19 protein-coding genes and 1 riboswitch are annotated in these 26,067 nt (G+C 60.1%); of the genes, 8 read left to right on the top strand and 11 right to left on the bottom strand.

Annotated elements, in window-relative coordinates; all coding sequences use genetic code 11:
• Positions 1-13 precede the first annotated feature (13 nt).
• The 3 genes from U1A53_RS22480 to U1A53_RS22470 form a co-directional block, all read right to left on the bottom strand.
• Positions 14-724 (bottom strand): superoxide dismutase, encoded by a 711-nt coding sequence (locus U1A53_RS22480; RefSeq protein ID WP_322284321.1) that lies wholly within the window; start codon positions 722-724, stop codon positions 14-16.
• A gap of 193 nt (positions 725-917) precedes the next feature.
• Positions 918-2,102, bottom strand: a complete 1,185-nt coding sequence (locus tag U1A53_RS22475; protein ID WP_322284107.1) for a serine hydrolase domain-containing protein — start codon at positions 2,100-2,102, stop codon at positions 918-920.
• A gap of 29 nt (positions 2,103-2,131) precedes the next feature.
• Positions 2,132-3,493 (bottom strand): hypothetical protein, encoded by a 1,362-nt coding sequence (locus tag U1A53_RS22470; protein ID WP_322284106.1) that lies wholly within the window; start codon positions 3,491-3,493, stop codon positions 2,132-2,134.
• A gap of 146 nt (positions 3,494-3,639) precedes the next feature.
• Positions 3,640-3,748: riboswitch (TPP riboswitch) on the top strand.
• Positions 3,749-3,806: 58 nt separating this feature from the next.
• Between U1A53_RS22470 and thiC the strand changes: the two genes are divergently transcribed.
• The 4 genes from thiC to U1A53_RS22450 all read left to right on the top strand — a co-directional run bounded on the left by thiC (position 3,807) and on the right by U1A53_RS22450 (position 9,391).
• Positions 3,807-5,771, top strand: a complete 1,965-nt coding sequence (gene thiC / locus U1A53_RS22465) for a phosphomethylpyrimidine synthase ThiC (protein ID WP_322284105.1) — start codon at positions 3,807-3,809, stop codon at positions 5,769-5,771.
• Positions 5,772-5,774: 3 nt separating this feature from the next.
• The gene (locus tag U1A53_RS22460) at positions 5,775-6,962 is read left to right on the top strand and encodes a PDDEXK nuclease domain-containing protein (protein WP_322284104.1); all 1,188 of its coding nucleotides are present in this window, start codon (positions 5,775-5,777) and stop codon (positions 6,960-6,962) included.
• A 246-nt stretch (positions 6,963-7,208) separates the two neighbouring features.
• Positions 7,209-8,366: a DUF4062 domain-containing protein gene (locus U1A53_RS22455; RefSeq protein ID WP_322284103.1), complete on the top strand. Its 1,158-nt coding sequence runs from the start codon at positions 7,209-7,211 to the stop codon at positions 8,364-8,366.
• A 320-nt stretch (positions 8,367-8,686) separates the two neighbouring features.
• Positions 8,687-9,391 carry a hypothetical protein gene (locus U1A53_RS22450; protein WP_322284102.1) on the top strand — a complete coding sequence of 235 codons (705 nt, stop codon included), beginning with the start codon at positions 8,687-8,689 and terminating at the stop codon, positions 9,389-9,391.
• Positions 9,392-9,401: 10 nt separating this feature from the next.
• Here U1A53_RS22450 and hrpB read toward each other — a convergent pair whose 3' ends face one another.
• Both hrpB and U1A53_RS22440 read right to left on the bottom strand, forming a co-directional pair.
• Positions 9,402-11,924 (bottom strand): ATP-dependent helicase HrpB, encoded by a 2,523-nt coding sequence (gene hrpB, locus U1A53_RS22445; protein ID WP_322284101.1) that lies wholly within the window; start codon positions 11,922-11,924, stop codon positions 9,402-9,404.
• 129 nt (positions 11,925-12,053) lie between these two features.
• Positions 12,054-12,512: an SRPBCC family protein gene (locus tag U1A53_RS22440; protein ID WP_322284100.1), complete on the bottom strand. Its 459-nt coding sequence runs from the start codon at positions 12,510-12,512 to the stop codon at positions 12,054-12,056.
• Between the two features lie 310 nt (positions 12,513-12,822).
• Here U1A53_RS22440 and U1A53_RS22435 point away from each other — a divergent pair, with 310 nt between their 5' ends.
• The 3 genes from U1A53_RS22435 to U1A53_RS22425 all read left to right on the top strand — a co-directional run bounded on the left by U1A53_RS22435 (position 12,823) and on the right by U1A53_RS22425 (position 16,769).
• The gene (locus tag U1A53_RS22435) at positions 12,823-14,712 is read left to right on the top strand and encodes a DUF1592 domain-containing protein (protein ID WP_322284320.1); all 1,890 of its coding nucleotides are present in this window, start codon (positions 12,823-12,825) and stop codon (positions 14,710-14,712) included.
• Between the two features lie 7 nt (positions 14,713-14,719).
• Positions 14,720-16,099 carry a DUF1552 domain-containing protein gene (locus U1A53_RS22430; RefSeq protein WP_322284099.1) on the top strand — a complete coding sequence of 460 codons (1,380 nt, stop codon included), beginning with the start codon at positions 14,720-14,722 and terminating at the stop codon, positions 16,097-16,099.
• Positions 16,100-16,193: 94 nt separating this feature from the next.
• Positions 16,194-16,769, top strand: coding sequence for a hypothetical protein (locus U1A53_RS22425; protein ID WP_322284098.1), 576 nt, complete (start codon positions 16,194-16,196; stop codon positions 16,767-16,769).
• Positions 16,770-16,834: 65 nt separating this feature from the next.
• Here U1A53_RS22425 and katG read toward each other — a convergent pair whose 3' ends face one another.
• From katG to U1A53_RS22410, 3 genes are all read right to left on the bottom strand, one after another.
• Positions 16,835-19,087: a catalase/peroxidase HPI gene (gene katG, locus U1A53_RS22420; RefSeq protein WP_322284097.1), complete on the bottom strand. Its 2,253-nt coding sequence runs from the start codon at positions 19,085-19,087 to the stop codon at positions 16,835-16,837.
• Positions 19,088-19,202: 115 nt separating this feature from the next.
• A complete protein-coding gene (locus U1A53_RS22415) occupies positions 19,203-20,171 on the bottom strand; it encodes a DUF3500 domain-containing protein (RefSeq protein ID WP_322284096.1) in 969 nt (322 codons plus the stop codon).
• Between the two features lie 65 nt (positions 20,172-20,236).
• Positions 20,237-20,908 carry a hypothetical protein gene (locus U1A53_RS22410; protein ID WP_322284095.1) on the bottom strand — a complete coding sequence of 224 codons (672 nt, stop codon included), beginning with the start codon at positions 20,906-20,908 and terminating at the stop codon, positions 20,237-20,239.
• Positions 20,909-21,052: 144 nt separating this feature from the next.
• Between U1A53_RS22410 and U1A53_RS22405 the strand changes: the two genes are divergently transcribed.
• Positions 21,053-21,496 carry a hypothetical protein gene (locus U1A53_RS22405; protein WP_322284094.1) on the top strand — a complete coding sequence of 148 codons (444 nt, stop codon included), beginning with the start codon at positions 21,053-21,055 and terminating at the stop codon, positions 21,494-21,496.
• Positions 21,497-21,786: 290 nt separating this feature from the next.
• Here the strand turns inward: U1A53_RS22405 and rplQ are convergent, their stop codons facing one another.
• The 3 genes from rplQ to U1A53_RS22390 all read right to left on the bottom strand — a co-directional run bounded on the left by rplQ (position 21,787) and on the right by U1A53_RS22390 (position 26,051).
• The gene (rplQ, locus tag U1A53_RS22400) at positions 21,787-22,275 is read right to left on the bottom strand and encodes a 50S ribosomal protein L17 (RefSeq protein ID WP_322284093.1); all 489 of its coding nucleotides are present in this window, start codon (positions 22,273-22,275) and stop codon (positions 21,787-21,789) included.
• Positions 22,276-22,306: 31 nt separating this feature from the next.
• On the bottom strand, positions 22,307-23,428 hold the full coding sequence (locus U1A53_RS22395; RefSeq protein ID WP_322284092.1) for a DNA-directed RNA polymerase subunit alpha: 1,122 nt from the start codon (positions 23,426-23,428) through the stop codon (positions 22,307-22,309).
• A 199-nt stretch (positions 23,429-23,627) separates the two neighbouring features.
• Positions 23,628-26,051 carry a hypothetical protein gene (locus U1A53_RS22390; RefSeq protein WP_322284091.1) on the bottom strand — a complete coding sequence of 808 codons (2,424 nt, stop codon included), beginning with the start codon at positions 26,049-26,051 and terminating at the stop codon, positions 23,628-23,630.
• Positions 26,052-26,067: the final 16 nt, after the last annotated feature.

The raw sequence follows: 26,067 nt of genomic DNA, 5'->3' as shown, positions 1-26,067 counted from the left end.
ACTGTGAGCACCTTTAGACGCTCCCCTTGGACGTGACTATGGCGTGCGCACGGGACACGAAGCTCCAGTTCACGACGTTCCACCACGCCTCAATGTACTTTCTGCGGTCGTTCCGATACTTCAAATAGTAGGAGTGCTCCCACAGGTCGAGGCAAAGAATGAACCTGCCTTGCTGTTCCGGCTTCACGAACTCCGCCATCAGTGGATTGTCCTCGTTCTTCGTCGTGGTGATGACCAGCCTGCCATCCGGACGATAAACCAAAAATGCCCAGCCTGATCCAAAATGCTTCAGCGCAGCATCGGTAAAGGCCGCCTTGAAATCACCCATGCTGCCGAAATCGCGGACAATCGCCTCGGCCACCCTGCCCTCCGGTCCCGCCGGTCCCGTTCCGGGTGGCGTCAAAAAGCGCCAAAACGCGGTGTGATTGATATGGGCTCCTCCATAAAGCCGGAGTCCTTTCTGTGCCTCGACAGACGGCGTTTCGGGCGGCCCTCCCATCCGCACGACCGTGCGCCGTGCATCATACGGCAGTACCATGCCACGAATATTAGGCATCAAGGCCGTCACATTGCACACACTCAAGTTGATCTCCTTCAGCGTCGTGTTCAGCCTGGCGAGGATGTCAGCGTGATGCTTTGCATGATGCAGCTTCAACGTCGCCGCATCAAGATGCGGCTCCAGCGCCTCGAAATCAAAGGACAGGGGTTCCTGTTTCAATGACACCCCCAAGGGAGCCACGACCTCCTGTTCCTCAGCAAAAACAGCCCCCGCCACGGCTGTGCAAGCAGTCGAAAGAAATACACGTCGGTTCATTTCTGAATTTCCCATGACGAAGCCAGAGGATAAAGAATAGCCCGCATGTCGGGCAAGCTTTGTTTTTAGCCTTCGTGCAAAATCGGACAGAATCCGATCTCGATCACTTGTCTTTCTTCTTCGCCACAGGCGGTGACACCACCTGGATGCCAGCCGCTTCCATCACCAGGTGTTGAAAGGCATCCTTCGGCCTGCCGCTGTCGGGCACGAGGACGTTTTGCACCATGAACACCGTGACGATCTTGCTCTGAGGATCAATGCAGCCGTTGGTCGCAAAAGCCCCGCCATGACCAAAACTGCCCACCGGCATCTGTGCGTTCACCCGCTGTGCCTGGATGTTCACCTGCCAGCCGCAGGCATAGTTGAGCGGTTTGCCGCCGGCGGTCACCGGCGTCGTCATGTCGCGCACGGCTTTTTCACTGAGAATGCGCGTGCCATCCAGCTCACCGCTGTTGGCAATCATCGCATAGAAGCGGCCCATGTCGGCGGCGGTAGAAAACAAACCGCCGGACGGCTCCACCATGTGGGTGACGCTGGCCTCGCTGGTGACAAAGGGATTGTAGCCGGGCGCGAGTTCGTGCGTTTCGTCGTCCATCTTATAGGTGCGGGCGATGCGGGCGCGATGCGCGTCATCAGGATTGAACAGCGTGTCCTGCATGCCGAGCGGACCAAAGAGTTTTGCTTTCAGAAACGCGTCATACTTCATGCCGGAGGCTATTTCGAGGATGTGACCGGCCACCGTGGGCCCAAAACCATACTCGTAGGCACTGCCGGGCTGGAAGGCGAGCGGCGTCTTGATCAACGTGGCGACGTAAGCCTTCAGCGAAATCGCCCCGTCGGTCGGTTTGCGTGAGGGAAACGCAATGCCCGCCGTGTGGCTCAGCAGCATGCGCAGCGTGATGGGCTTTTCGGGTGCGCTGCCATCGGCGAGTTTCACCTTCGCCAGTTCCGGCAGCCATTTGGAGGCCGGTTCATCGAGCGCAAGCTTGCCTTCATCGACGAGCACCATGATGGCGGTGGCGTTGACCGATTTCGTCATCGAGGCGATCCAGAACAGCGCGTCTTTCTCCATCGTCCGGCCTTTCGCCACATCGGCCATGCCTGCGGCGGCGTGATGAACGATCTTCCCCTTCTCCATCACCAGCGTAACGATGCCCGCGGCCTGCTTCGCCTGCACCGCCGCCTCCATCGCTGGGTGAATGGCGGCGAGCTTCGCCTCATCCAGAGCGTGAAGCAGCGCGGGATACAGAACGAGGGTAAAAACAATAGAACGTGCGAGGGGATGCATCGCGAAGAAACGCCCGCGTTGAACGTGATCTAGCGACGGCGTGGGCCGAAGAGAAACAGACCGGCGCCGAGCATCACCAGCAGCACTCCCGCAGGCTCCGGCACGAGGGCGAAATTGTTGCCCACCACATAATCTCCCACGGCGCTGCCGATGAGCTGTCCGTCCGTGGCTGACGTGCCAAACTGATATCCGCCGTAGATGCCGCTGAGCACCGCCTCATCCGCCGCCTGGCTGAAACTGGTGTAATTGCGCGTCAGATCGGTGCTGCCGTCGCCATTGATGTCGCTGCCCAGACTGAAGGCGACACTGTCACCAAGATAGGAGGCAAGGACCGTGGCGGCGGCCTCGCTGATCGTGCTGCCAAGTGCCACGTATTCAGGAAACGAGGGGGAGGTGATCAGCGGCGTCCAGGCCACATCCACATCGGTGCTGCCATTGCCATCGGCATCACCGTTCGCGATGGCGGTTTCAGGGCGCCAGAACTGCGTGTCATAGCTCGTGGCCATGGCGGTGATGCCTGCATCCGCCATCGCCACATTCACCGCCGCAAACAAACGTGCGGTGTCCGTGACGGAGAGTCCGGCGCTCGCGGCCGCCGTTTCCGCCACTTGATTCCACATGCCGGTGGTCTTGACCGTGTCATCGCCCGCCGCCCAGAAGTAGGCCTGGTTCGTCTCGTCGGAGGTGCGCGTGAGGCTGAAGGAGGAACCGATGTCCTTCACCTGATTGTAGTCCGTGGCATACTGGCCCGTCAGCAAATACGATGTGAGCGTGCCGCCCGGCAGCGTGCTCATGTAGGCTCCCGTGCCTGGAATCGCAAAGGTTCCCACCGTTCCCCAGCCCGGCAGCAAGGCCCCTGAGGCAGACGTTTGCGCCCAGTAGCCGGCGGTTCCGACCGGTGAGTACGGCGTGCCGGCCGCCGTCGAGGCACCATCTGTCGAGCGCCAGGTCAGCATGTCATTCGCGATGCTGATGCCCCAGGCGATGCCGTCGTCCTTCGCCTGCCCGTCGGCAATCGCACCGAGCTGCGTGGTGTAGAGCGAGGTGAATGCCGCGCTCGATCCCGAATACAGGCTCTGCATCACCGTGTTCGCCGCCGCGACCATCGCCGCCTCATAGGAGGCTCCCGCCGGGCCCGACCCTGGCGCGACGTAGCTGCCGAAGCCGTAGGTCTGATAGCCGCCGCGAATGGTTTCCGAAGCGTTGTAGATCGAGGTATGCAGGATCGCCAGATCACGCGCCATCACCGGGGCCTCGGTGCCCGTGCGCATCGTGGTCAGCGCCAGCGCATTCCATTCCGTGACAAGGTCCGCACGCACCGCCGTGACTGAGGTCAGCAGCAGTGCGGCACTTGCCAGCAGGCGGGAAAAAGGATGACGAAGAGGGGGCATCACGAGGAGGTAACCGTGTACCGTATTATAAATTCCATAATACAGCAATTCATTTCCCCTTCCTTTACCTTTAGGCCCTCCCCCAGACAGGCCGCTGGCTCTGGAAATTGCCTTTGACCTTCGCCATTGCAGCCGGACAATCCGCCTCGTTACGACAGGGGCGTCCCGCGCAGGGACTGAGACTTTCCGCAGGGAAAGAACCCTCCGAACCTGATGCGGGTCATGCCGCCGAAGGGAGTTCGCTCGGAGGTTTCTCAGTTCACGGCCACAGGCCGCCCCAACCAAGAACGAAGAACCAAGAACTTTCCCCGCCATGATTGCCGATCCCAAAACCTCCTTCGAAGGCCACTCCTCCGAGCAGCTCCCCGCCTCTACCCGCGTTTATGTCCAGGGGCAGATCCACCAGGACGTCCGCGTCCCCATGCGCGAGATCACTCTCTCGCCCACGAAAGCTTTCAACGGTCGCATCGAGGTGAATGAACCCGTTCGCGTCTATGATTGCTCCGGGCCCTGGGGTGATCCCACCTTCCACGGCAAGTCCGAAGAAGGCCTCCCTGCCCTGCGCGAGTCTTGGATCGCCGCTCGTGGCGATGTGCAGGCCTACGATGGCCGCGAAGTGAAGCCCCAGGACAATGGCTACCTCAGCGGCAAGCACGCCGAGTTCGCCAGCACCGCCGAGCGCAACCGCCTCGTCGAATTCCCCGGCCTGCACGGCGAGCGCCGCCGACCGCTCAAAGCCACCGGCCACCCCGTCACGCAGCTTTGGTATGCCAAGCAGGGCATCATCACCCCGGAGATGGAGTTCATCGCCATCCGCGAGAACCTGAAGCGCGCCGAGATCGCCGACTTCAAAGACGATATCCGCCGCGACGACCTCGACAAGCAGCACGCCGGCTCCACGCAGATCCAGAGCGACTACACGCCCAGCGTCTTCAAGCGCTTCCCCCAGCGCATCCCGAACGAAATCACCCCCGAGTTCGTCCGTTCCGAAGTCGCCGCCGGCCGCGCCATCATCCCCGCCAACATCAATCACCCCGAGCTGGAGCCGATGATCATCGGCCGCAACTTCCTGGTGAAGATCAACGCCAACATCGGCAACAGCGCTGTCGCCTCCAGCATCGAGGAGGAAGTCGAGAAAATGCGCTGGGCCACCAAGTGGGGTGCGGACACCGTCATGGACCTCAGCACCGGCAAGAACATCCACGCCACGCGTGAATGGATCCTGCGCAACAGCCCCGTGCCCATCGGCACTGTGCCCATCTACCAGGCGCTCGAAAAAGTGAACGGCAAAGCCGAGGACCTCACCTGGGAACTCTTCCGCGACACCCTCATCGAGCAGGCCGAGCAGGGCGTCGATTACTTCACCATTCACGCCGGCGTCTTGCTGCGCTTCATCCCCATGACCGCCTCCCGCATGACCGGCATTGTCAGCCGCGGCGGCAGCATCATGGCCAAGTGGTGCCTCTCCCATCACAAGGAAAGCTTCCTCTACACCCATTGGGACGACATCTGCGACATCATGGCCGCCTACGATGTCAGCTTCTCCATCGGCGACGGCCTCCGCCCCGGCTCCATCGCCGACGCCAACGACAAAGCCCAATTCGGCGAACTCGAAGTCCAGGGCGAGCTCACCAAGCGTGCCTGGGCCAAAGGCGTCCAAGTCATGAACGAAGGCCCCGGCCACGTCCCCATGCACATGATCGAGGAAAACATGGCCAAGCAGCTCGAATGGTGCCACGAGGCCCCCTTCTACACCCTCGGCCCCCTCACCACCGACATCGCCCCCGGCGACGACCACAACACCAGCGGCATCGGCGCCGCCATGATCGGCTGGTATGGTTGCGCCATGCTTTGTTATGTGACCCCCAAGGAACACCTCGGCCTCCCCAACAAGGAAGACGTGAAAGTGGGCGTCATCACCTACAAACTAGCCGCTCACGCCGCCGACCTCGCCAAAGGCCACCCCGGCGCCCAGTATCGAGATAACGCCCTCAGCAAAGCGAGATTCGAGTTCCGCTGGGAAGACCAGTTCAACCTCAGCCTCGACCCCGTCACCGCGAGAGAATACCACGACGAAACCCTCCCCCAAGACGGAGCAAAAAGCGCCCACTTCTGCTCCATGTGCGGCCCCCACTTCTGCTCCATGAAGATCACCGAAGACGTGCGGAAGTATGCCGCCGAACAAGCCATCTCCGAGGAAGAAGCGCTCCAACGTGGGATGGAAGAGAAAAGCAAAGAGTTCGTCGAAAGCGGAGCCGAAGTCTATCAGCCAGCCTGATCCATGAAAAAGCCGTCCGTCTCCAAAAAAGCGATCACCCCGGCCAAAACGAAGCCGGACGGCCTCACCTCCCTCCTCACCGAAGTCCGCCAGCTCATCCAGAGCGCCCGGCGCGGCGTGTCCACCGTCGTGGACACCTTCCAGGTGATGACCAACTTCGAAATCGGCCGCCGCATCGTCGAGCACGAGCAAAATGGCGCGAAGCGTGCGGCCTATGGTGCGGAGCTGTTGAAGGAGCTGTCTGCGCGGCTCACGGAGGAGTTTGGGAGAGGGTTTTCAGCCGTGAACCTTTCTCAGATGAGGCGGTTCTTTCTCGTTTGGCAGGATCGGGCTCAGATTTTTCAGACAGCGTCTGAAAAATTGGGTGGCACCGGAATTCTTCAGACACTGTCTGAAAAATCCGCCTCGTCAGAGATTCCCCAGACAGCGTCTGGGAAATTGATCCCCACCTCAATTCGCCAGACGCCGTCTGGCAAATCTCCCTTCACCCTCAGTTGGTCGCACTACGTCGTGCTCATGACCATCAAGGATCCGGACGAACGCAGCTTCTATGAAATTGAATCCCGTCAGGCAGACTGGGATGTTCGCGAACTCAAGCGCCAGAAAGCCTCCTGCCTCTACGAGCGCCTCGCGCTCAGCCGCGACAAGGAAGGCATCCGTAAGCTCGCCAAGGAAGGCCAGGTCATCGTCAGACCGGAGGATTTGCTGAAGGAACCGCTCGTGCTCGAGTTCCTCGGCCTCGATGCGCAGACCAGCTACTCCGAGACCGACCTCGAGCAGGCCATCATCAATCGCCTGGAGCACTTCCTCCTCGAACTCGGCAAAGGCTTCCTCTTCGAGGCCCGCCAGAAGCGCTTCACCTTCGATGAGGACCACTACTTCGTGGACCTCGTCTTCTACAACCGCCTCCTCCGCTGCTACGTCATCATCGACCTCAAGCTCGACAAGCTCACGCATCAGGACCTCGGCCAGATGCAGATGTATGTGAACTACTACGACCGCGAGGTGAAGCTCCCGGAGGAAAACCCCACCATCGGCCTCCTCCTCTGCAAATCCGCCAAAAAGACCGTCGTCGAACTCACCCTGCCGAAAGACGCCAACATCCACGCCAAGGAGTATCAGCTCTACCTGCCCTCCAAGGAACTGCTGAAGCAGAAGCTCGACGAATGGAGCGCCGCCGCTTCCCGCTGATGTGAAGCTTGCCAAACGAACCACTCCCATCCACCACTTGCCCATGAAGCTTACGAGAAAACCCTTCCGATCCTGTGGGACTGACAGACAAGCCAACCTCAATGCGGAGGCGCTTCAGCCTGGGATGCCGGCGAGGTCAAAGGAGCCTGTCGAAGCGGGATCGAAAGTTTGCACGAATGCATAGCAGACAAACAAGATTTCTATCGATGAGACATCGCTGTTAACTCTAGCAACCAATATCACTGTATGGCGAAACCACGCATCTTCATTAGCTCCACCTACTACGATCTAAAGTATATCCGCCGAAGTGTGGAGCAGTTCGTGGAATCGCTCGGATATGAGGCGTCAGTTTTTGAAAGTGGAGATGTCCCATTTTCCCATGACGCGCCGTTGGATGAGTCTTGCTATCGTGAGATTGGTCTTTGCCACGTTCTTGTATTGATCATTGGTGGACGTTACGGAAGCGGCACATCCGAAGAACGAGCCAAGAGCGCTGCTCCAAGGACGGAAAGCGCTGCTGCTTTAGAGAAACAGAAGCCCAAGCAGGCGGACAAAGATAGGAAGTATGCTTTCTACAACTCAGTCACAAGCAAGGAGTATCAAACCGCTCGTGAGCTTGATATACCAATTTACATTTTCGTCGAAAAAGGCGTTTTGGCAGAATACGAAACCTACAAGAAGAATCGGAATGTTGAACTTAACTGGGCTCATGTTGACAGCACCAATGTATTTCTCCTACTGGATGATGTTTTCTCTCAATCGAGAAATAACTTGGTCAAAGATTTCGCAACCGCAGACGACATCACGTCGTGGCTTCGTGACCAGTGGGCAGGATTACTGGCACATTTTATCTCGAAGCGCCGGGATGATGTTAATGTCGGACAACTCAAGGCTCAGATGGATTCGCTCACGAGTGTTGTAAATGCGTTAAAAACTTATTCCGAACAGATTGTCCGAAATGTGGCAAAAACTGAATCGGAGACAATTATCAGCAACGTCGATAAGGAACTCCATGCTCGTCAAAGGCAATCGTTGCTTCGGAGTGTGAATGGATTGACTCATATGATCGATGACCACAGCGCAAATGCTGACGCTGTGTTTCAGGCTTTTTCAGATGCCACAGACTTTGACGACCTTTTTGGACGTCTTGACAAATGTATGAATGGCGAGGCGTGCGGTGCAGCCAAGGACATGCTCATCTCCTCACAAAACGACGTTAACAATGTGAGGATAGCGCTAGGACTGAAGCCTTTTGAAAAGAAGGACTTGGGGGATTTCGAATTCCATCACGGACGGATTCATGAAATGCGCGACAGGAGGCTTCGCGAAATGCGAGCGGAGCGAGAGCGTGAAATTAAGGGCAGGAAATCTGAAAAGGATGGCGGGCAGGAATCGAAACCGTAACGGCCAAAGACCTGAAACTCTGGCATGTGGACACCCGACCAAGTCCAAGGTCGAATTCGGCTGCATGGGCAAGAACGGCTTCTTCGACGATCTCAAGATCTGGAACGCGGCACCCGCCAAGTGACGGCTTGAAGAACTGGAGCGGACGCCTAAACTCCCCGCCATGATCAGCGCAGAAGAACTGGTGGGCGAGGAGTGGGCCGAGTGGTATCGGCTGACTCCGGCTCAACGCTGGACAGAGACCTCGCGTCTCTGGCAGACTTACCTTGCACTTGGAGGCTCCCTTGATCCCGAACCCGATACGCAAAGTCCTTTCTTCGATGCGCGAGCACCAGGTCCAGTGCCTGCTCATGGGCGGCCAGGCCTGCGTGTTATACGGCGCAGCGGAGTTTAGCCGCGATACCGATCTGGCGATCCTCGCCAGTGAGGAAAACGCCGAACGGCTCACGAAGGCCATGCAAGCCCTCGAAGCCGAGGTCATCGCCGTGCCGCCTTTCCTGCTCCAGCACCTCAATGCCGGCCACGCTGTTCATTTCCGCTGCCGCCACCCCGAAGCCGCTGGCATGAGGGTGGACGTGATGTCCCGCATGAGAGGCGTGACGGACTTTCCCACGCTCTGGGAACGTCGCACCACGCTGGTGATGGACGACGGCACTCTGTGCGATCTCCTTTCCTTGGGCGATCTCGTGCAGGCCAAAAAAACCCAGCGAGACAAGGACTGGCCGATGATCCGTCGCCTTGTGGAAGCCAACTACTTTGCCAATCAAGCCGATCCGAGTCCTGAGCAGCTCACCTTCTGGTTCCAAGAACTCCGCACGCCAGAACTGCTGCGTGATCTCGCCCAGGCGCATCCTCTCCTCGCCCAAGATGCAGTCACATCCCGTGCTTTGATCCAACACGCTATCACCGATGATGTCCCCGCACTCACCCTGTCTCTGGAAGACGAGGAGCGTCAGGAACGACTCGAAGACCTCGTCTATTGGCAACCTCTGAAGCAAGAGTTGGAGCGTCTTCGTCGGCTGTAAGGGGGCTTCGCTACCTCCACAAAACCCCTGGAAACTTCTTCGCCACCGCCTGTCGATGCTTCGGCCATTCGCGTGCCACGAAACCCGGCCAATCACTTGTGATGGCGAGGCGTTTACCATCAGGCGTGCAGAGCTGGAGTTGCACAGGCAGCCTTCCTTCGCAAAGCGTCGGGTGTGCTGTGAGCGCGAAGCATTCCTGGAGTTTTACCTGAGCTTCGGGAGCGTCGTTGACGTAGCTGAGCTTGATCGTGCCGCCGCTGGGCCAGGGGGTGGTGAGGGGCGCTAACTCATCGAGCCAACTGACTTGGCCTTTGTCTAGATGCTGATGGAAGGCGGGGATGAGGGGCGCGGCTTGGGCTTCTTTGGCGAGGGAGAGGCTGGTAAAGGCTCGGGCGAGGCAGGTGGTGATGGCGGCTTCATCGAAGGGGGCGAACTCCAGTTCGGGCAGGGTGGCGTGGACGAGGTTCACGCGGGCGATGAACTGTTTCAGCCGATGATCCATGAGCGGCAAATCGAAGGCTCCGGCGCGGTGGGCTTCGGCGAGGCAGCGTCCGCTGGCGATGGGATCGAGGTCGCGCTGCTGGGCTTTTTGCTCGATGACGAGATCGCGATAGCGCACGAGCTTCATGGCGGCGACGCGCTTGTTTTGGGCATCAAAGAGGTGCTCCACGGTGGTGCTGAGATGCTGGGGAAACATCTCGGCGATCCACGCAGGCTGCACGGCGGTGGCGAGGCTGAGCAGCGTCTGGCGCGACGGCGTTTCGCGCAGATTGGCAGCGACGATATAGGTGGCGTCGGTCACCACGCTTTCGCGCACGAGCTGGCCTTGGCGTTGATCGGTGAGATCGCACTCGGGTTTGCCGGGAGCGCGGCGTTTGGCGAGTTGATCAACGAAGCCGGCCATGAGGCAACGCAGCAGCGCATCGCTTGATGTCGCCTTGGCATCATGACCAGGAAGCGACTGCTTCACCGCGTGCATGATTTGCTGAAACGTCTGCTCCACCTGGCGGGCGACTTGGGCGTTGATGCCGTAACTGCGGCAGCGATCAAAGCTAAAGCCGTTCGCTTTGGCGAAGTCGTAGGCTCGCATCAGCGTGATGAAATCGGAGTCCGCGCTTTCCTCGAACATCTCGCGCGCGGCCTTGGTTTGCGCATCATCGCGATCCAGTCGGGCGAGCAAGTCGCGACCACTCACCAAAGCGGCGCACAAGGCGGCATCGGGCACGCAGCCGCGCTGGCTGGCCTCGATGAGCATGCGCGAGTAGCGCGGATGCATGGGCAGGCGCAGCATTTGGCGACCGATGGGCGTGAGGTCTGCATCGAGCAAAGCGCCGAGCATAGTGAGCAGGCGCTCGGCTCGCACCACGGCCTGCGGATCGGGTTTGTCCAGCCAGTCAAACGCAGCGGCCTCGCGGATGCCCAGCGAGTGCAGCAGCAGCACGACCTCGGCGAGGTCGCTGCGCTGAATCTCCGGCGTGTTCCGTTCCTCGCGGTCCTTGTGCCCGATCACCGTCCACAAGCGATGACAGGTGCCCGGCGCAGTGCGACCTGCGCGGCCTTTGCGCTGATCCGCACTGGCGCAGCTGATCGGCTCCAGCAACAGCGTGCCGATGCCGCGCTCCGCATCATAACGAGCCACGCGAGCCACGCCGCTGTCCACGACATGACGAATGCCGTCGATGGTGATGCTGGTCTCCGCGACGTTGGTGGCGACGATCACTTTGCGCAGCGAGTTCGGCGCAAAAGCGCGGTCCTGCTCCTGCGGTTCCAGTTCGCCATGCAACGGGATGCAAGCCACACGCTCCCGCGTTCTCAGGCCGCGCAAAGCATCCAGCGTGCCATGGATCTCGCCACGCCCCGGCATGAAAATGAGGATGTCGCCGGGGTCTTCGTCTTGAAGGATGCGTTCCACCGCCTCCGCCGCCTGCACGGTGATCGGGCGCGGATCCGGCATCGAAAGATAGCCCACCTCCACCGGATAACTTTGCCCCTCGGAGACAAGGATCGGGCATTGATCCAAATACGCCGCCACCGGCTCCGCATCGAGCGTCGCCGACATCACCACCATCGCCAAATCCGGCCGCTGCGTCTGCTGCAAATGCTTCACCAACGCCAGCGCCACATCGCTGAGAAGATTCCGCTCATGGAACTCATCGAACACCACGGCACCGATCTTCGACAGCGAGCGATCATCCTGAAGCCAGCGCAGCAGGATGCCCTCCGTGACAAAACAGATGCGCGTGCCGACGCTCGTGTGATCATCAAACCGAATCTGATACCCCACCTCCGCCCCCAGCTTCCCCTCACGCTCCCAAGCCACCCGCGTCGCCACCGTGCGAGCCGCCACCCGCCGAGGTTGCAGCACCACGATCATCTTCTCCCCCGCGATCCCCGCATCCAGCAGCATCTGCGGCACCTGCGTCGTCTTTCCCGATCCCGTAGGCGCGACGAGCACCAAACGATTGCCGTCCTGCAATGTGCGCAGGATCTCAGCGTGGATTTTCCAAATGGGAAGCGCGGTGGAGGCAGGCATGAAGTGGGGCACACATGCTAGGACTCAGCGCGGTGGAATGCGAACGCGAAGCTCGGCCGCAACGACTAACGCAGCACACCCTCCCCTCGTTCCCAAGTGGTGCTTGGAAATGGAAGCATCGATTGATGCTCAGGGCTGGTCGGGGATCTCGGGCTCGACGAGCTGAGCGAGAAGGGTCAATGAATCGTGCCAGCCCATGTAGCAGGCCGAAGCCGGAATCACGGCGGGCACGCCTTCCTGCGTGATGTGCAGGTCGGTGCCGCAGAAGACTTCCTTCAGCACCACCGTGATGTGCATTTCTCCAGGCAGATTTGGGTCCTCGAACGTGTCGGTGTAGCAAATGCGCGTGTACGGCGTGAGTTCGGTGTACGTGCCGCCGAAGAAATGGCTCGATCCGGTGGTAAAATTCGTGAACGACATCCGGTAAGTGCCGCCAACCCGGGCGTCGAGATGATGCACCTTGCCGGTGAAGCCGTGGGGCGGCAGCCATTTGGCCTTGGCGTCGGCATCCAGGAAGGCGCGATAGACGCGCTCCGGTTTGGCACGGAGGACGCGGTGAAGACGGATGGTGTGGGTGTCGGTGTTCATGAGGGATGGAAGATCGGTTTCAATAGAACAGAAAACGGCGGCGGCAGGGTGCAGGATATTCTCCCGACAACGACCTGTTGGGAAAGTGGAATCACGCTCCCATCCACTCCCAATCGGAGTTGCGCGCCGCCTTGGCATCCATGCTCTGAATCACTCCGCCCCACGGCTCTCTGCCTCTCTGCGGCAAACCCGAACAGCCTTCGACCTGTGGCTTGTTCCAAAGCCGATAGAGCCGCGGCCCATCGCCCGTCATATAAAGCCCCGTTTGAAGCCCAAAAATCCCAAAATCCAAAACCCTCGCTGTGGCGTGATGGCACTGTCCCTGCTGTGCCTTGCGCTTGCCTTGACTCACTCGTGTCCGGCGCAGACGGCCGAAGACCAAGAAGCATCCGCGCAGTTGGCGAATGCGAAAAAGTCCTTCAAGCAGCACGTCGAGCCTTTCGTGAAGAATTACTGCGTGGAATGCCACGGGAACCGGAAGTCGAAGAGCGCGATCAACTTCGAGGTGGCGGTGCGGAAGCCCGGCGACGCGGCGTTCAGCGAAAAGTGGACGCAGGCCTTCGCCAACGTGAACGCGCATGACATGCCGCCTGAGGACGAGGACAAGCAGCCGACGGACACGGAGCGCCAAGGCTTCCTGGACAGCATCGCCAAGATCAAATACCTCAGCGCGCGCGATCCCGGCCCCTTTGTGATCCGCCGCCTGACAAAGATGGAGTATGGCAACACGCTGCATGATCTCTTCGGCGTTGATCCAGCAGTGGCCAATGAACTGCCGGATGAAGTGGCGGGCGAGGGCTACATGAACTCGCTCTCGCCGCTGCAGTCGGAGCAGTATCTCGGCATCGCCAATGAAGTGCTGAACCGGACTCTGGCCCCGAAGGGAAAACCGTCCACGGAAGTGCAGAAGCGTCTGTTGGGTGATTTGCCCATGCCCGGAGCCGATCTACGCACGGAGGCGGGCAAGATCGCCCGATCAGTGGCCCGTCTTGCGTATCGCCGCCCGCCCTCGGATGCGGAGGTGGACACGCTGCTGGGTGTCTTCGATCTCGGTCGCGCCAACAAACTCGACTACACGGAATCGCTGCGCCTGATGCTCAAGGCGGTGCTCGTCTCCCCACAGTTCCTCTTCATCACTCCCGCGAAGGAGGCGGACGCGGGCCAGAAGATCGTGCCGCTCGATGATCATCAACTCGCATCTCGTTTGTCCTATCTGCTGTGGGCGACGATGCCCGATGCGGAGCTGTCCGAACTCGCCGATGCCGGTGAACTCCACGAACCGAAGACACTCAAAGCGCAGGCGAAGCGTTTGCTCGCGGGCCGTCGTGCGCGAGCCTTGTTTGACGGCTTTGGAGCCCAGTGGTTGGGACTGGCAGAGCTGAAAGACAAGACCTTCGACACCGCGAAGTTCCCGCAGATGACGAGCGTTATGCGCACGGCGATGTATGAAGAAGCGCGGCTGTTCTTTGACAGCATCGTGCGCGAGAACCGCAGCGTCGTCGGCTTCGTGGACAGTGATTACACCTTCCTCAACGGCACCCTGGCCACGCTTTACGGCCTGGAAAAAACCGTCACCGGACCAGCCATGCGTCAGGTGAAGCTAACGAATGCGAATCGCGGCGGCATCCTCGGCATGCCCGGCATTCTGGCGACGACCTCCTTTCCCAACCGAACCAGCCCCGTGAAACGCGGCGTGTGGGTACTAGAGCAGGTGCTGGGACAACATGTTCCCCCTGCCCCGCCAAACGTGCCTACTTTGGAAAAGCAGGATCAGAAGAAAGTCGCGAACCTCACCCTGCGCCAGCGCACCGAGCTGCACCGCACGAACGCCGTCTGCGCCAACTGCCATAAGATCCTCGATCCCATCGGCTTCGGTCTCGAAAACTTCGACGCCATCGGACGTTGGCGCGATCAGGATGACACAGGCGGGAAGATCGACGCCGCAGGCGAGCTGCCTGGCGGGAAGCGCTTCTCCTCTCCGAAGGAACTGAAGACCATCATCGCCGCACGAAAGGACGATCTGGCGCGTAATTTGACCGAGAAACTTCTGGCCTACGCTCTGTGCCGAAAGCTGGAAGGCTACGACGAGATCGTGGTGGACCGCCTGATTGGAACCATCGCCAAAGATGGCTACCTCATGCAGACGCTCATCACCGAGATTGTCACGAGCTATCCCTTCACGAACCGCCGCATCCAATAACACGCCCATGAGAAGCAATCACCTCATTGATCGCCGCGCCTGCTTGAAAGGCGTCGGAGCCTCGCTCGCGCTGCCGCTTTTGGAAACCATGGGCTGGGCCGAGGCCGTCAGGGGCAAGGCGGTCAAGCCGCCGGTGCGCATCGGTTTCATGTACATGCCGCATGGCGTCATCATGGATCAGTTCTGGCCCGCGACAGCGGAGAGCTTTCTGAAGTCACCCCCGCCCGCTTTGGAATCGCTTCGGCCTGTGCTCGACCAGATTCTGCTGATGAAGGGCATCTCGGGCGTGCCGATCTCTCCTTTCAATGGCGCACCTCATGCGCTGGAACTCTCCACCTGGCTCACTGCGCGACTGCCGGATGTGGACAGGCGCAGTCAGATCAACATCGCCATCTCGGCGGACCAGATCGCCGCGAATTACATGGGCGGACTCACTTCCCTGCCCTCGTTGGAACTCGCGACGATGCCGCAGACGCACAAGGAGAACCAGGAAGGCCTCAACGAAGGTTACTACTCGCACTGCAGCTACCGCTCGCCCACCCAGGCTGTGCCTGCCGAGACAAATCCGCGCAACGTGCTGAACCGCCTGTTTGGAAAGTCTGACAAGCCCGGAAAGGCAGGCCAAACCGACCCGCTGGACCGCCAGATGCTGGACCTGGTCATCGGCGGCGCGAAGGATCTGCGAAAGAAGCTGCCACAAAACGATCAACACAAGCTCGATGAATATCTCGACAGTGTTCGCTCCGTCGAGCGCCGCATCGCCTCCATCGAGTATCGCCAGAAGGAGGCCGCTTTGGAAAAAGCAGGCGTCGCCTCAAGCAAACGCAACGCCTCCGATTCACCATCCATCGAGATCAAGATCCCGGTGGGCGACAAGCGCAGCGAATACATGCAGGTCATGTGCGACCTCAACGTGCTGGCCTTCCAGACCGACACGACCCGCGTCAGCACCTACATCGGCTCCACACCGAATGGCGTTTCCTATCCGGAGCTCGGCTTCACGGACACCCATCACTCCCAAACCCATCACAACAATGAGGCTGGCAAGGCCGGTAAAGTCGCCGCCATTACCAAGTTCAACATCGACCAGTTCGCCTACATGGTGAAGAAGATGGCCAGCCTGCGTGAGGGCGAAGGCACCCTGCTCGACAACTGCCTCATGATGTGGGGTTCCGGCCTTGAGGACGGCAACAAGCACTCCCGCGAAAATCTTCCCTTCATCATTGCCGGCAAGGGCGGCGGCTCCGTCAACACGGGGCGTTTCTTTGCTAATACCAAGGGCAACCAAGGCGACCTGCTCACCACGATTCTCGCCTGCGCCGGTGTGCCGCTGGATCGCCCCATCGGCATCGCGACCAAGCAGTTGACCGAGATGATGAAAGTCTGAGCCGGGAAGCGGAACTGTGCCCGAACCCGATCCTCAGGTCAGCCATTCAGGGCTTGTGCAGCGCTCATTCCCAGCTTCTTAAGGGGTTGCAGCCATGAGCGAGCATCCGCCTCCACCCCCCACTGAATATTTTTTCGAACGGCATCCTTGGAACAACCAGTGGATCCTGTTCGCCATCGCCTTGGTGGTTTCCTGCTTCGACTACCTGGCTGGCCCCATTGTCTTCTTTCCCATCCTGTTCGTGATTCCCGTCGCGCTGATGGCGTGGAACTGCGGACTCCGCACCGCCTTGGTACTGGGAGCCATCCTGTGTGTCATTCGATTCTCCATCCAGTATGCCTGGGGCATTCCCTACACGCTGCCCGTGGCCATCATCAACGCCGGCGTGCGCCTCGCCGTCCTGTTCATCATCACCTTCCTGTGCGGCAAACTGTCCGAACAGACTCAAGCCCTGCGCGCCCGCGTCCGCACGCTCGAGGGTCTCCTGCCCACCTGCGCCTTTTGCAAAGACATCCGGGACGAAACTGGAAACTGGCACCAGATTGAAGAATACGTCGCCTCGCGATCCGAGGCCCGCTTCACCCACGGCATTTGTCCGAATTGCGTCACCAAGCACTACGGCGACATTCTGAACAAGAACCCGAAGAACATCGAGCCGCCCGCTGCCTAAAATGACGCCCCGAACCCATCTGAGGTCCGGGGCGCACTTTCAGATTTAACCTCCAGCCTCGGAAATTACGCGAGGTCGTAGCGATCGAGGTTCATCACCTTGGTCCACGCCGCTAAGAAGTCCTGGACGAACTTCTTCTGCGAGTCCGCCGTGCCATAGACTTCCGCGAGGGCACGCAGCACGGAGTTGGAGCCGAAGACCAGATCGACGCGCGTGGCGGTCCACTTGGAGGCACCAGATTTGCGATCAACGCCTGCGAAGGCGTTCCCGCAGGGCGAGACGGACTTCCACTCCGTGCTCATGTCGAGCAGGTTCACGAAGAAGTCGTTGGTCAGGGCTTCGGGGCGCTGGGTGAAGACGCCGTACGGCGCGCCGTCGGCATTGGTGTTCAAGACGCGCATGCCACCGATGAGCACCGTCATCTCCGGTGCGGTGAGCGTGAGCAATTGTGCCTTGTCGATGAGCAACTCCTCGGCGGAGACGCTGTATTTGCCTTTGAGGTAGTTGCGGAAGCCATCGGCGATGGGTTCGAGCACGGCGAAGGACTCGGCATCGGTCTGCTTCTGCGAGGCGTCCATACGACCGGGCTTGAAGGGCACCTTCGCGGTGACTCCGGCCTTCTTCGCGGCCAGTTCCAGACCGACATTGCCGGCCAGAACGATGACATCCGCCAGCGAGACCTTCTTGCCACCTTTGGCCGTCTTGTTGAACGCGCTCTGAATACCACCGAGAACCTTGAGCACCTTGGCGAGTTGCTTCGGATTGTTCACTTCCCAGTCCTTCTGCGGAGCGAGACGGATGCGTGAACCGTTCGCACCGCCGCGCTTGTCGGAACCACGGAAGGTGGAGGCCGAGGCCCAGGCAGTGGAAACGAGCTGCGAGATGGTCAGGCCCGATGCGGCGATCTTCGCCTTCAGCGACACGATCTCTTTCTCGCCGATCAACTTGTGATCCACGGCGGGGATCGGGTCCTGCCAGATGAGGTCTTGCTTCGGAACTTCCGCTCCAAGGTAACGCGCACGTGGACCCATGTCGCGGTGCGTGAGCTTGAACCAGGCGCGGGCAAAGGCGTCGGCGAACTGTTTCGGGTTCTTCAGGAAGCGGCGCGAAATCTTCTCGTAAGCCGGGTCAAAGCGCAGCGCGAGATCCGTGGTCAGCATGGACGGCGCGATCTTCTTCGACGCCTCATGCGCATGAGGCACGGTGCCGTTGCCTGCGCCATTTTTTGGCGTCCACTGCTGCGCACCGGCGGGGCTCTTCATGAGTTCCCAATCGTAGCCGAACAGGTTCTGGAAGAAGTTGTTGCTCCACTTGGTCGGCGTGGTGGTCCAGGTCACTTCCAGGCCGCTGGTGATGGCGTCGCCGCCTTTGCCAGTGCCAAAGCTGCTTTTCCAGCCGAAGCCTTGCTCCTCAAGACCAGCGGCTTCTGGATCAGCTCCCACATGGGAAGCTGGGCCAGCACCGTGTGTTTTGCCGAAGCTGTGACCACCGGCGATGAGCGCCACGGTTTCTTCGTCATTCATCGCCATGCGGGCGAAGGTGTCACGGATGTCGTAGGCCGCTTTGATCGGATCAGGATTTCCGTCCGGGCCTTCGGGGTTCACATAAATCAGGCCCATCTGCACTGCGGCCAGCGGATTCTCCAGGTTGCGACTGTGGATGTCCCCATCCGCCTTGTCATCGGACACGAGCACCGCGCCTTCTTTGGCGACGCCCTCAGAACCGTGGGCGTAGCGCTTGTCACCGCCCAGCCAGACGGTTTCGCGGCCCCAATACACATCGTGATCCGGTTCCCATGTGTCCTCACGCCCACCAGCGAAGCCGAAGGTTTTGAAGCCCATCGTTTCGAGCGCGACGTTCCCCGTGAGGATCATGAGATCGGCCCAGGAAATCTTCCGGCCATACTTCTGCTTGATCGGCCAGAGCAGGCGGCGCGCCTTGTCCAAGCTCACGTTGTCCGGCCAACTGTTCAGCGGTGCGAAACGTTGCTGGCCTCTGCCGCCACCGCCACGGCCGTCACCCGTGCGATAAGTCCCCGCGCTGTGCCAGGCCATGCGGACGAACAACGGACCGTAGTGGCCGAAGTCGGCGGGCCACCAGTCCTGCGAGTCGGTCATCAACTTCGCGAGATCTTTCTTCAGTGCCGCGAGGTCGAGACTCTTGAACGCCTTCGCGTAGTTGAAGCCCTTGCCCATGGGGTCGGACTTCGTGGAGTGCTGGTTCAGCAGATCGACTTTCAACTGGTTCGGCCACCAGTCGCGGTTGGAGGTGCCGCTGCCTGCGGCGTGATTGAAGGGGCACTTGGCTTCGGTTGTCATAGGTTTGTTTTTGGGATGGGTTGAAAGAAGGTGCTTGGACGAGCTTCACGATTACGCGCAAGGGCACAGATCAGAGATGATTCATTGCTTGGAATCTGCCCTTCGGCCACGCCACTCATGCCGCCAGATGGAAGTAGCCGTGGATGTGTGGCACGCCGCGGAAATACCAGACCATGTCCGGTCCCTCGATCTGCCAGGTGTCCCAGACCTTGTCGTCGCCGATGTCGAAAGCACCGCCGTAACAGGAGACGAAGAGCCGCTCGACGAGCTTCTTGTCCTCAATGGTTTTCATGGTGGCGGTGACGTCATCAGGTCGGAAGCACGCAAGCATGCGGCGCATGGTGTCGAGCAGCTTGGCTTGCTGGTCCTTGCTGAGGTCCGCGCCGCTGATGCCTGGGAGGTCGGTCTTGCTCTTCAGGATGACGGTGGCGGGGTTCTCCTTGCGAGGCTCGCGCCCGACGAGGATTTTCTCCTGCTGCCTGCCATCAAGGGCGGTGAAGAACTCGTTGAAGAGAAGCCCCTGATACCAGAAGGGATTGCCCTCGTGATCCTTGGTTTCACGGAAGGCTTTGGCAAAGTTGCCGTAGAAGATCGGGGCGCTGCCAAAGCCGAGCCCTTTGTCGGTGTGAGCGTTGCAGCGCCGTGTGACGTGATGCCCGGTGTAGATGAACTCGAAGTCCTTGTCTTTCGGTGTGCCGAAGAAGCCGACGGAGGGCGTGTTCTTGATCTGCCCCATGAGATCCTTCTGCACCTGCCAGTTCATCTTCTCACGATACTCCGGTGCATGAAGCGACTCGAAGATCTGCTTCACCAGATCTTGCTGATCCTTGGTGTAAAAGGTGTGCAGCCGCTGCTCGGGGCAGATATACCACCAGTTGCTGATGAACTTTCGTTTCTCGTGATCCGCCGGCAGGACGATCTTTGCGTGCTGCTCTTCGGTGAGGCTCTTGTAGAACTGCATCGGCAGGGAATCTTTGTCCGTGGTGGCCGCTCGCAAGCTGGGGAAAGCGGCAAGCGCGGCCGTGGCACCGAAGCCACGGAGGATCTCGCGGCGACTGAGGCATTTCATGTCGGTGGAGTGCATGATGGATTTCATGTGGCCATGCTCTCTCGAATCCTGGAAAAACGCCAGCATGATTTCTGGTCTGATTACTGCCCTTCCCAGAGCTTCACGTCATCAATCTGGCAGGTGCCGAAGTCGAGGGCCTTGAAGTCGATCTGCGCCTGACCAGTCATGTCGATGTTCTCGCTGTGGAAGATATGCTTCTTCCCGTCGATCATGAGGAGGAGCGTGCCCTTCTTCAACTCGATGGCGACGTTATGCCATTGATTGAGTGCAAAGAGCGGATGCTCCAGCGGCAGTGTCTCGACGTTCTTCTTGATCGTGAGCGTCGTGGCCTTCTCACTGAAGCTGATCGTGTGGATGTGATGGCCGATGTCGAGCAGCGGTGAGCCCTTCGTGTAGGCTTTGCCGTCGTAGCGCACGCGCATCGTGCAGACGAAATTCTCGGGCACTTTCTTGAGCCAGATGACAGGCTTCAAGCCAGCGTGGGATGGATCATCGCTGGCCTTCTTCTTCTCTTGAAACTCCTTTGATGAAGGGCTGCCGGTCAGCACCCCATCCTTGATCGTCCATGTGGTGTTTTGGCGGACTTCCCAGAAGTCGGTGTTGAGTGGTCCGTCAAACGTGTCCGCATACACAAGCTTCGTGCTCTTGAATAACTCCGGCTGGTAGTCCGGGCTGCCAGCCTGAAGGCGGGGAACCGGCGAAAGAGCCAGAAGGACGAGTGAGAAACAGAAGATGCGTGAAGAAAGGTTCATGAGGAGTGTGGGAACGCGGTCTTTGTCCTTGTCTTGCGCGGCAGCTCTGACATGAGCTTCACCCGCTGCCGCTGGAAGGCCGTGAATGAATGATTCTTGATTCGGGCCTCGCGTTGCGTCAGCCTGAGGCACGGAGGATTCATCATGAACACACCCACCGTCGAACCTGCCCCGGACTGGCTCATCTTCGCCATCGTGGGTGGCTTTCTCGTCGTCTTTCCCCTGTTCTGGTGCCTGGTGGTGTGGATTCTCAGCCGCGTCAGCGGATGGCATCGACTGGCGGCCCGGCATGCCAGCGCCAGCCGCCCAGTGACCGGTGCCCGCCATGACGGCGTGACCGGCATGGTCGGCGGTGTGAGCCATCGCGGCACGCTGACGCTGCATTTCGACACCGAGGGCTTTTTTCTGGAGGTGATGCCGCTGTTCAGGATCGGCCACCCGCGGTTGTTCATTCCCTGGTCGGAAATCACCGGACGCAGGCCCTTCGCCGTTCTGTGGTGGAAGGCCATGAGACTCAGCGTGGGCCAACCCATCATCGCCACGATCACCCTGCCGACCGCTCTGGTTGAAAAGCATGACCCGGCATGAATGCGCCTCCATGATGGTTTACCGCAGAGGGGCGGTTAGGCAGAGATGGCAGAGTTATTGAATCAGCATCCTTTTGCCTTCTCTGCTCCTTTGCCTCTCTGGATGAATCCGGAAGTGCGCAACAGCCTCGCCCGCCATTCCCTGCTTGATGCCCTTGGCGAAGTTCGCAAACCATTTACTCACGCATGAGCGCCGACGGACAGGAACGTGTCATCCGCACGCAGCCAACAAAAAACGCGGGAGCCTTGCGACTCCCGCGTTTGGATGGGTCTCGATGAGAGACGCCGGGCTTATTCAGCGGCGGCGGCTTTCTTCTTCGGAGCGGCCTTCTTCTTGGCAGGTGCCTTTTTCTTCGGCGCTGCTGCCTCGGCGGCAGGTTCGGCTGCGGCTTCGGCTTCAGGGGCTGCGGCGGCCTTCGGCACGTAGGCATCGACCCACTCGATGTAGGCCATCGGGGCGGAGTCGCTGCGGCGCTGGCCGAGCTTGGTGATGCGGGTGTAGCCACCGACGCGGTCCTTGGAGGCGACGGCGATCTCCTCGAAGAGCTTCTTCACGCTGTCCTTGTGGCGCAGCGAGGAGAGGGCGGTGCGGCGCGCATGCAGGGTGCCGCGTTTGCCGAGGGTGACGAGCTTCTCCGCGTAGGGGCGGAGGGCCTTGGCCTTGGCGAGCGTGGTGCGAATGCGGCGGTGCTCGATGAGCGAGCACGTGAGATTCATGAGCAGCGCGTCGCGGTGATCCTGCTTGCGCTGAAGTTTGACGATTTTTCTTCCGTGTTTCATGTCCTAAATGGTCTTTTCTTCCTGTGATTGGTTACTCGTCCTCGTCGTCGGCGTCGGGGATGTGGCTGTCCACGAGCTTGGTGAAGTCGATGGAGTCGGCTTCTTCATCGTCGTCGCCGAGCATGCTGCTGCGGGCGAGGAGGGAGACACCGCCAGGGGTGGCCTCAAGCAGCGCAGGATCGAACTTCATGCCAAGAGACAGGCCAAGCTCGGCGAGCTTTTCCTTGATCTCGGTGAGGGACTTCTTGCCGAAGTTGCGGTAGCGGAGCATCTCGCCCTCGGTCTTCATGGCAAGCTGGCCGACGCTGGTGATGTTCGCGTTGTTCAGGCAGTTCGCGGCGCGGACGGAGAGTTCGATCTCGTTGACGCTCATGTTCAGGAGCTTGCGCAGCTCGCTGTTTTCCTCGCTCTGGGCTTCCGGGGCGGCTTCGAATTCGACGGCCTTGTCGTCGTAGTTGACGAAGACGTCGAGGTGGTGGCGCAGGATGGCGGCAGATTGCAGGAGGGAGTCCTGCGGAGTGATGCGGCCGTCGGTCCAGATGTCGAGCACCAGCTTGTCATAGTCGGTGTTCTGGCCGACGCGGGTGTTTTCCACGGCGTACTTCACGCGGGTGACCGGGCTGTAGATGGAGTCGATCGGAATGACGCCAATCGGGGTGTCAGGGCGCTTGTTTTCCTCCCAGGTGGAGAAACCGCGGCCGACGCGCACTTCGAACTCGCACTCGAACTTCGTTTTGCGGTCGAGCGTGCAGATGACGAGGTCCTTGTTGATGACTTCGTAGTGGTTGTCATCCTTGATGTCACCGGCGGTGACGGGGCCTTCTTTGTCGGCCAGGATGGACAGGAGCCGTGGTTCCTTGGCGTCGCTGTGGTGCAGGAACTTCACCTTCTTGAGGTTCAGGATGATCTGAACCACGTCCTCAAGCACGCCAGGCAGCGTGGTGAATTCGTGTTCCGCACCGCGGATCTTCACGGAGGTGATGGAGGCGCCTTCCAGAGAGGAGAGGAGGACGCGGCGGAGGGAGTTCCCAATCGTGTGACCGTAACCTTTGTCGAAGGGTTCGGCGATGAACTGGGCGTAGGTTTCGGTGGCCGTGGCCTCGTTTTTGACAAGGCGGCTGGGCATCTCGAATCGAGCAAGACGTACTGACATGGGATGTGTGATATGGCCGGGTTACCTCCGGGCGAGAATCCTGACATCTCAAAGAGAGGCAGGCACGGAGACCAACGGCGAATTGAGGGGGGGACTCGCGGGGGCGTGGATAATGCAGGTCGATCCCCGGAATGCAAATGGGAATTTCAGACCGGAAACGGACCTGCGGTACACTCGCATCCTGCCTCCCAACAGCCCGTCAGCGCACCACCAGCAGCCGCATGAAACGGCGGGGCGCCACGCTCAGACTCACTGTGTCACGGACGATGACGGTGTCACTGATGATCGTGGGCGTGGTGCTGGGACCACCACTGACCGTCACGATGTTTTCGGCCACCAGACCCGGCCCTGCGGCCAGATTGTTACCGGGCGCGATGGTTGTGACTGTGGTCCATGGGCCGGAGGGACTGTCCGCAGCCTGAACCTCATAGGTGAGGTCCATGGCATCTGGATTGCGAGGGAACGTGATGCTGAGATAGCGCTCACTCTCATGTTCGATGACGCCGACGGGCGGTTGCACCCCCGGTTGGGCGGGAGACATGCCCAGGGCAAATTTCATGAGGTTCGGAATACCATCGCCTGCCGGAGTGGCGGTGTCCGCCGCGTCTCCTGCATTGGCCGTGACACCAAAGTGCTGCTGCCGCCAGGCCTCGACGGGTGCGACGGTGGTGAAAGTGGCATCCGCGCCGTAATAAACATTGCCGATGTTGTCGGCCAGTTTCAGGCAGTAATGGTAGGTGGTGAGAGGCGACAGGCCGGTGACAGTAGCAGCCGGATTTTGTGTCGAGTTGGTGTTCCCGCCACCGATGACGATGCCACCACCACCACCGCCACCGCCGATGATGATACCACCACCTCCTCCACCCAGAATGATGCCTCCAGGGGCGATGCTGGAGCCATACGCGGTGGTGCGGCCGTACTCGAACGTGACGGTGTAGTTGCCCTCATGCATGTGATAGGTGCCATTGAGAGTCGCCGAGGTGGCGCCGACAGGGCTGGCGGCATTCGTGGTGACATCCGGCACCGGCAGTGTGGTGAAGGTGACGTCGGCGCTGGAGGTGGTACCTTCATTGTTCGTGGCCCTGGTGCGGAAGTGATAAGTGGTGCCGGGCGTGAGTCCGGTCAAAGTCTCTCCAACGAGGGAGGAACTGCTCACAGGATAAGATGTCGGCGAGACGGCCTGAAAACCGTAATTGGTGTCGAGACCGTAGTCGAAAACGACCGTGGTGGCGGAACTGCCGGTTTGAAGGCTGACAGCGAGACTCGTGGCGGTGGTGTAACGAGGCGAGAGGATGGCCGACGGCGTTCCCAGCATGGGCGGAGTGGCCGCAGCACTGGTGGTGAACATCACGTCTTCCCCGTAGGTGATGTGGCCGTTGGAGGTGCTGCGCAGCCGGTAGTGATAGACGGTGCCCGGAAGAAGCTGGGACAGAGAAACCGAAGCGATCTTCAGATTGGGGTTCAGCGTGTCACTCTGAACCTGGGAGGCGAATTGGGTCGAGCCATAGCTCGCGGTGGTGCCGTACTCAAAAACGTAGCTGTAGCTGCCGCCACCTGCGCCCGTGTCCACCGTGCCGTTGGCGGTGGCGCTGAGGTCCGTCACGGCCGTCGCCGGCAGGCTGGTGACATTTGAAGGCGTGGCAAAGGTCATGTCGGCCCCGTCATAGTAACCTCCGTCGTTCCACGAGTCGGCTCCACGGAGCCGGTAGTGATAGGTCATGCCGGGGAGCAAATCCGTGAGCGCGGCGCTGACATTGGTCGTCCCGCCGCCGCTCACCTGGAAGGGCGTGGCATTGGCGGTCGAGCCGTAGCTCGTGCTGGTGCCGTATTCGAAGATCATCTGCAACGTGTGCGCCAGCGGTGTTGCCGAACCGGCAACACTCGCGGAAAAACTCGTGACGCCAGTGGCCGCGCCGGTCGTGACAGTGGCGGGCAACGTGGTGGTGAAGGTGGCGTCCGCGCTAGTGGTGACGCCCTGTTCATTGGTCACCTTGACGCGGTAATGGTAGGTTGTGCCGGGAGTCAGCCCGGTGGCGTTGATTTGGGCAAAGGACCGCGTCGTGTTGGTCGCCATCGTTTCAGCCATCGTCACCTCGGCGCCGTAGCTGGCCGTCGGACCATATTCAAAGGTCGTGGTGGCGGGCGAACCGCCGCTGGTGGTGTTCCAGATCACGAAATTGACCAGTGTGTCGCCAATGATGTCCGCGTACGCGGATTGAAACGCGGGTAGAGTGACGGCTGGCCCGGTGGTGAAACTCATTTCTTCCCCCACCCAGCCGCCGCCGAATTGACTCGGGCTGAGCACGACGCGGTAATGATAGGTGGTGTTCGGGAGCAGCCCCGGCGGGCTGGCCGTGACACTGACTGGCATGGTGCCGATCACGTCATAGGGATTGCCATTGATTACGGAAATCGGACCTGGTTCAGCCCAGTACTCGAACCGTACATACCGGTAATTGGTGGTCGAGCCGGGGGTCACCTGCCCGCGCAGAGTGGCGGCGATGTCCGTCACGCCCGTGGCGGCCTGGGTGGTGGCCGATTGTGCCCCGGCTTCCACGGCTGACATCCATAGCAATCCAATCGTCCCGATGATGATGATGATGCGGCGATGGAAGTCTCTCATGTGTGGAGAAAAGCGC

It is taken from the genome of Prosthecobacter sp., from assembly GCF_034366625.1.
Taxonomy (GTDB): Bacteria; Verrucomicrobiota; Verrucomicrobiia; order Verrucomicrobiales; family Verrucomicrobiaceae; genus Prosthecobacter.
The sequence above is the reverse complement of the archived record's forward strand: the minus strand, read 5'-3'. Positions and strand labels throughout refer to the sequence as shown.

What these genes read in the sequence shown, in the direction of transcription:
- U1A53_RS22475 (WP_322284107.1), bottom strand. Translation starts at nt 2,102, where the DNA reads ATGCATCCCCTCGCACGTTCTATTGTTTTTACCCTCGTTCTGTATCCC.
- U1A53_RS22470 (WP_322284106.1), bottom strand. Translation starts at nt 3,493, where the DNA reads ATGCCCCCTCTTCGTCATCCTTTTTCCCGCCTGCTGGCAAGTGCCGCA.
- thiC (WP_322284105.1), top strand. Translation starts at nt 3,807, where the DNA reads ATGATTGCCGATCCCAAAACCTCCTTCGAAGGCCACTCCTCCGAGCAG.
- U1A53_RS22460 (WP_322284104.1), top strand. Translation starts at nt 5,775, where the DNA reads ATGAAAAAGCCGTCCGTCTCCAAAAAAGCGATCACCCCGGCCAAAACG.
- U1A53_RS22455 (WP_322284103.1), top strand. Translation starts at nt 7,209, where the DNA reads ATGGCGAAACCACGCATCTTCATTAGCTCCACCTACTACGATCTAAAG.
- U1A53_RS22450 (WP_322284102.1), top strand. Translation starts at nt 8,687, where the DNA reads ATGCGCGAGCACCAGGTCCAGTGCCTGCTCATGGGCGGCCAGGCCTGC.
- hrpB (WP_322284101.1), bottom strand. Translation starts at nt 11,924, where the DNA reads ATGCCTGCCTCCACCGCGCTTCCCATTTGGAAAATCCACGCTGAGATC.
- U1A53_RS22440 (WP_322284100.1), bottom strand. Translation starts at nt 12,512, where the DNA reads ATGAACACCGACACCCACACCATCCGTCTTCACCGCGTCCTCCGTGCC.
- U1A53_RS22435 (WP_322284320.1), top strand. Translation starts at nt 12,823, where the DNA reads ATGGCACTGTCCCTGCTGTGCCTTGCGCTTGCCTTGACTCACTCGTGT.
- U1A53_RS22430 (WP_322284099.1), top strand. Translation starts at nt 14,720, where the DNA reads ATGAGAAGCAATCACCTCATTGATCGCCGCGCCTGCTTGAAAGGCGTC.
- U1A53_RS22425 (WP_322284098.1), top strand. Translation starts at nt 16,194, where the DNA reads ATGAGCGAGCATCCGCCTCCACCCCCCACTGAATATTTTTTCGAACGG.
- katG (WP_322284097.1), bottom strand. Translation starts at nt 19,087, where the DNA reads ATGACAACCGAAGCCAAGTGCCCCTTCAATCACGCCGCAGGCAGCGGC.
- U1A53_RS22415 (WP_322284096.1), bottom strand. Translation starts at nt 20,171, where the DNA reads ATGCACTCCACCGACATGAAATGCCTCAGTCGCCGCGAGATCCTCCGT.
- U1A53_RS22410 (WP_322284095.1), bottom strand. Translation starts at nt 20,908, where the DNA reads ATGAACCTTTCTTCACGCATCTTCTGTTTCTCACTCGTCCTTCTGGCT.
- U1A53_RS22405 (WP_322284094.1), top strand. Translation starts at nt 21,053, where the DNA reads ATGAACACACCCACCGTCGAACCTGCCCCGGACTGGCTCATCTTCGCC.
- rplQ (WP_322284093.1), bottom strand. Translation starts at nt 22,275, where the DNA reads ATGAAACACGGAAGAAAAATCGTCAAACTTCAGCGCAAGCAGGATCAC.
- U1A53_RS22395 (WP_322284092.1), bottom strand. Translation starts at nt 23,428, where the DNA reads ATGTCAGTACGTCTTGCTCGATTCGAGATGCCCAGCCGCCTTGTCAAA.
- U1A53_RS22390 (WP_322284091.1), bottom strand. Translation starts at nt 26,051, where the DNA reads ATGAGAGACTTCCATCGCCGCATCATCATCATCATCGGGACGATTGGA.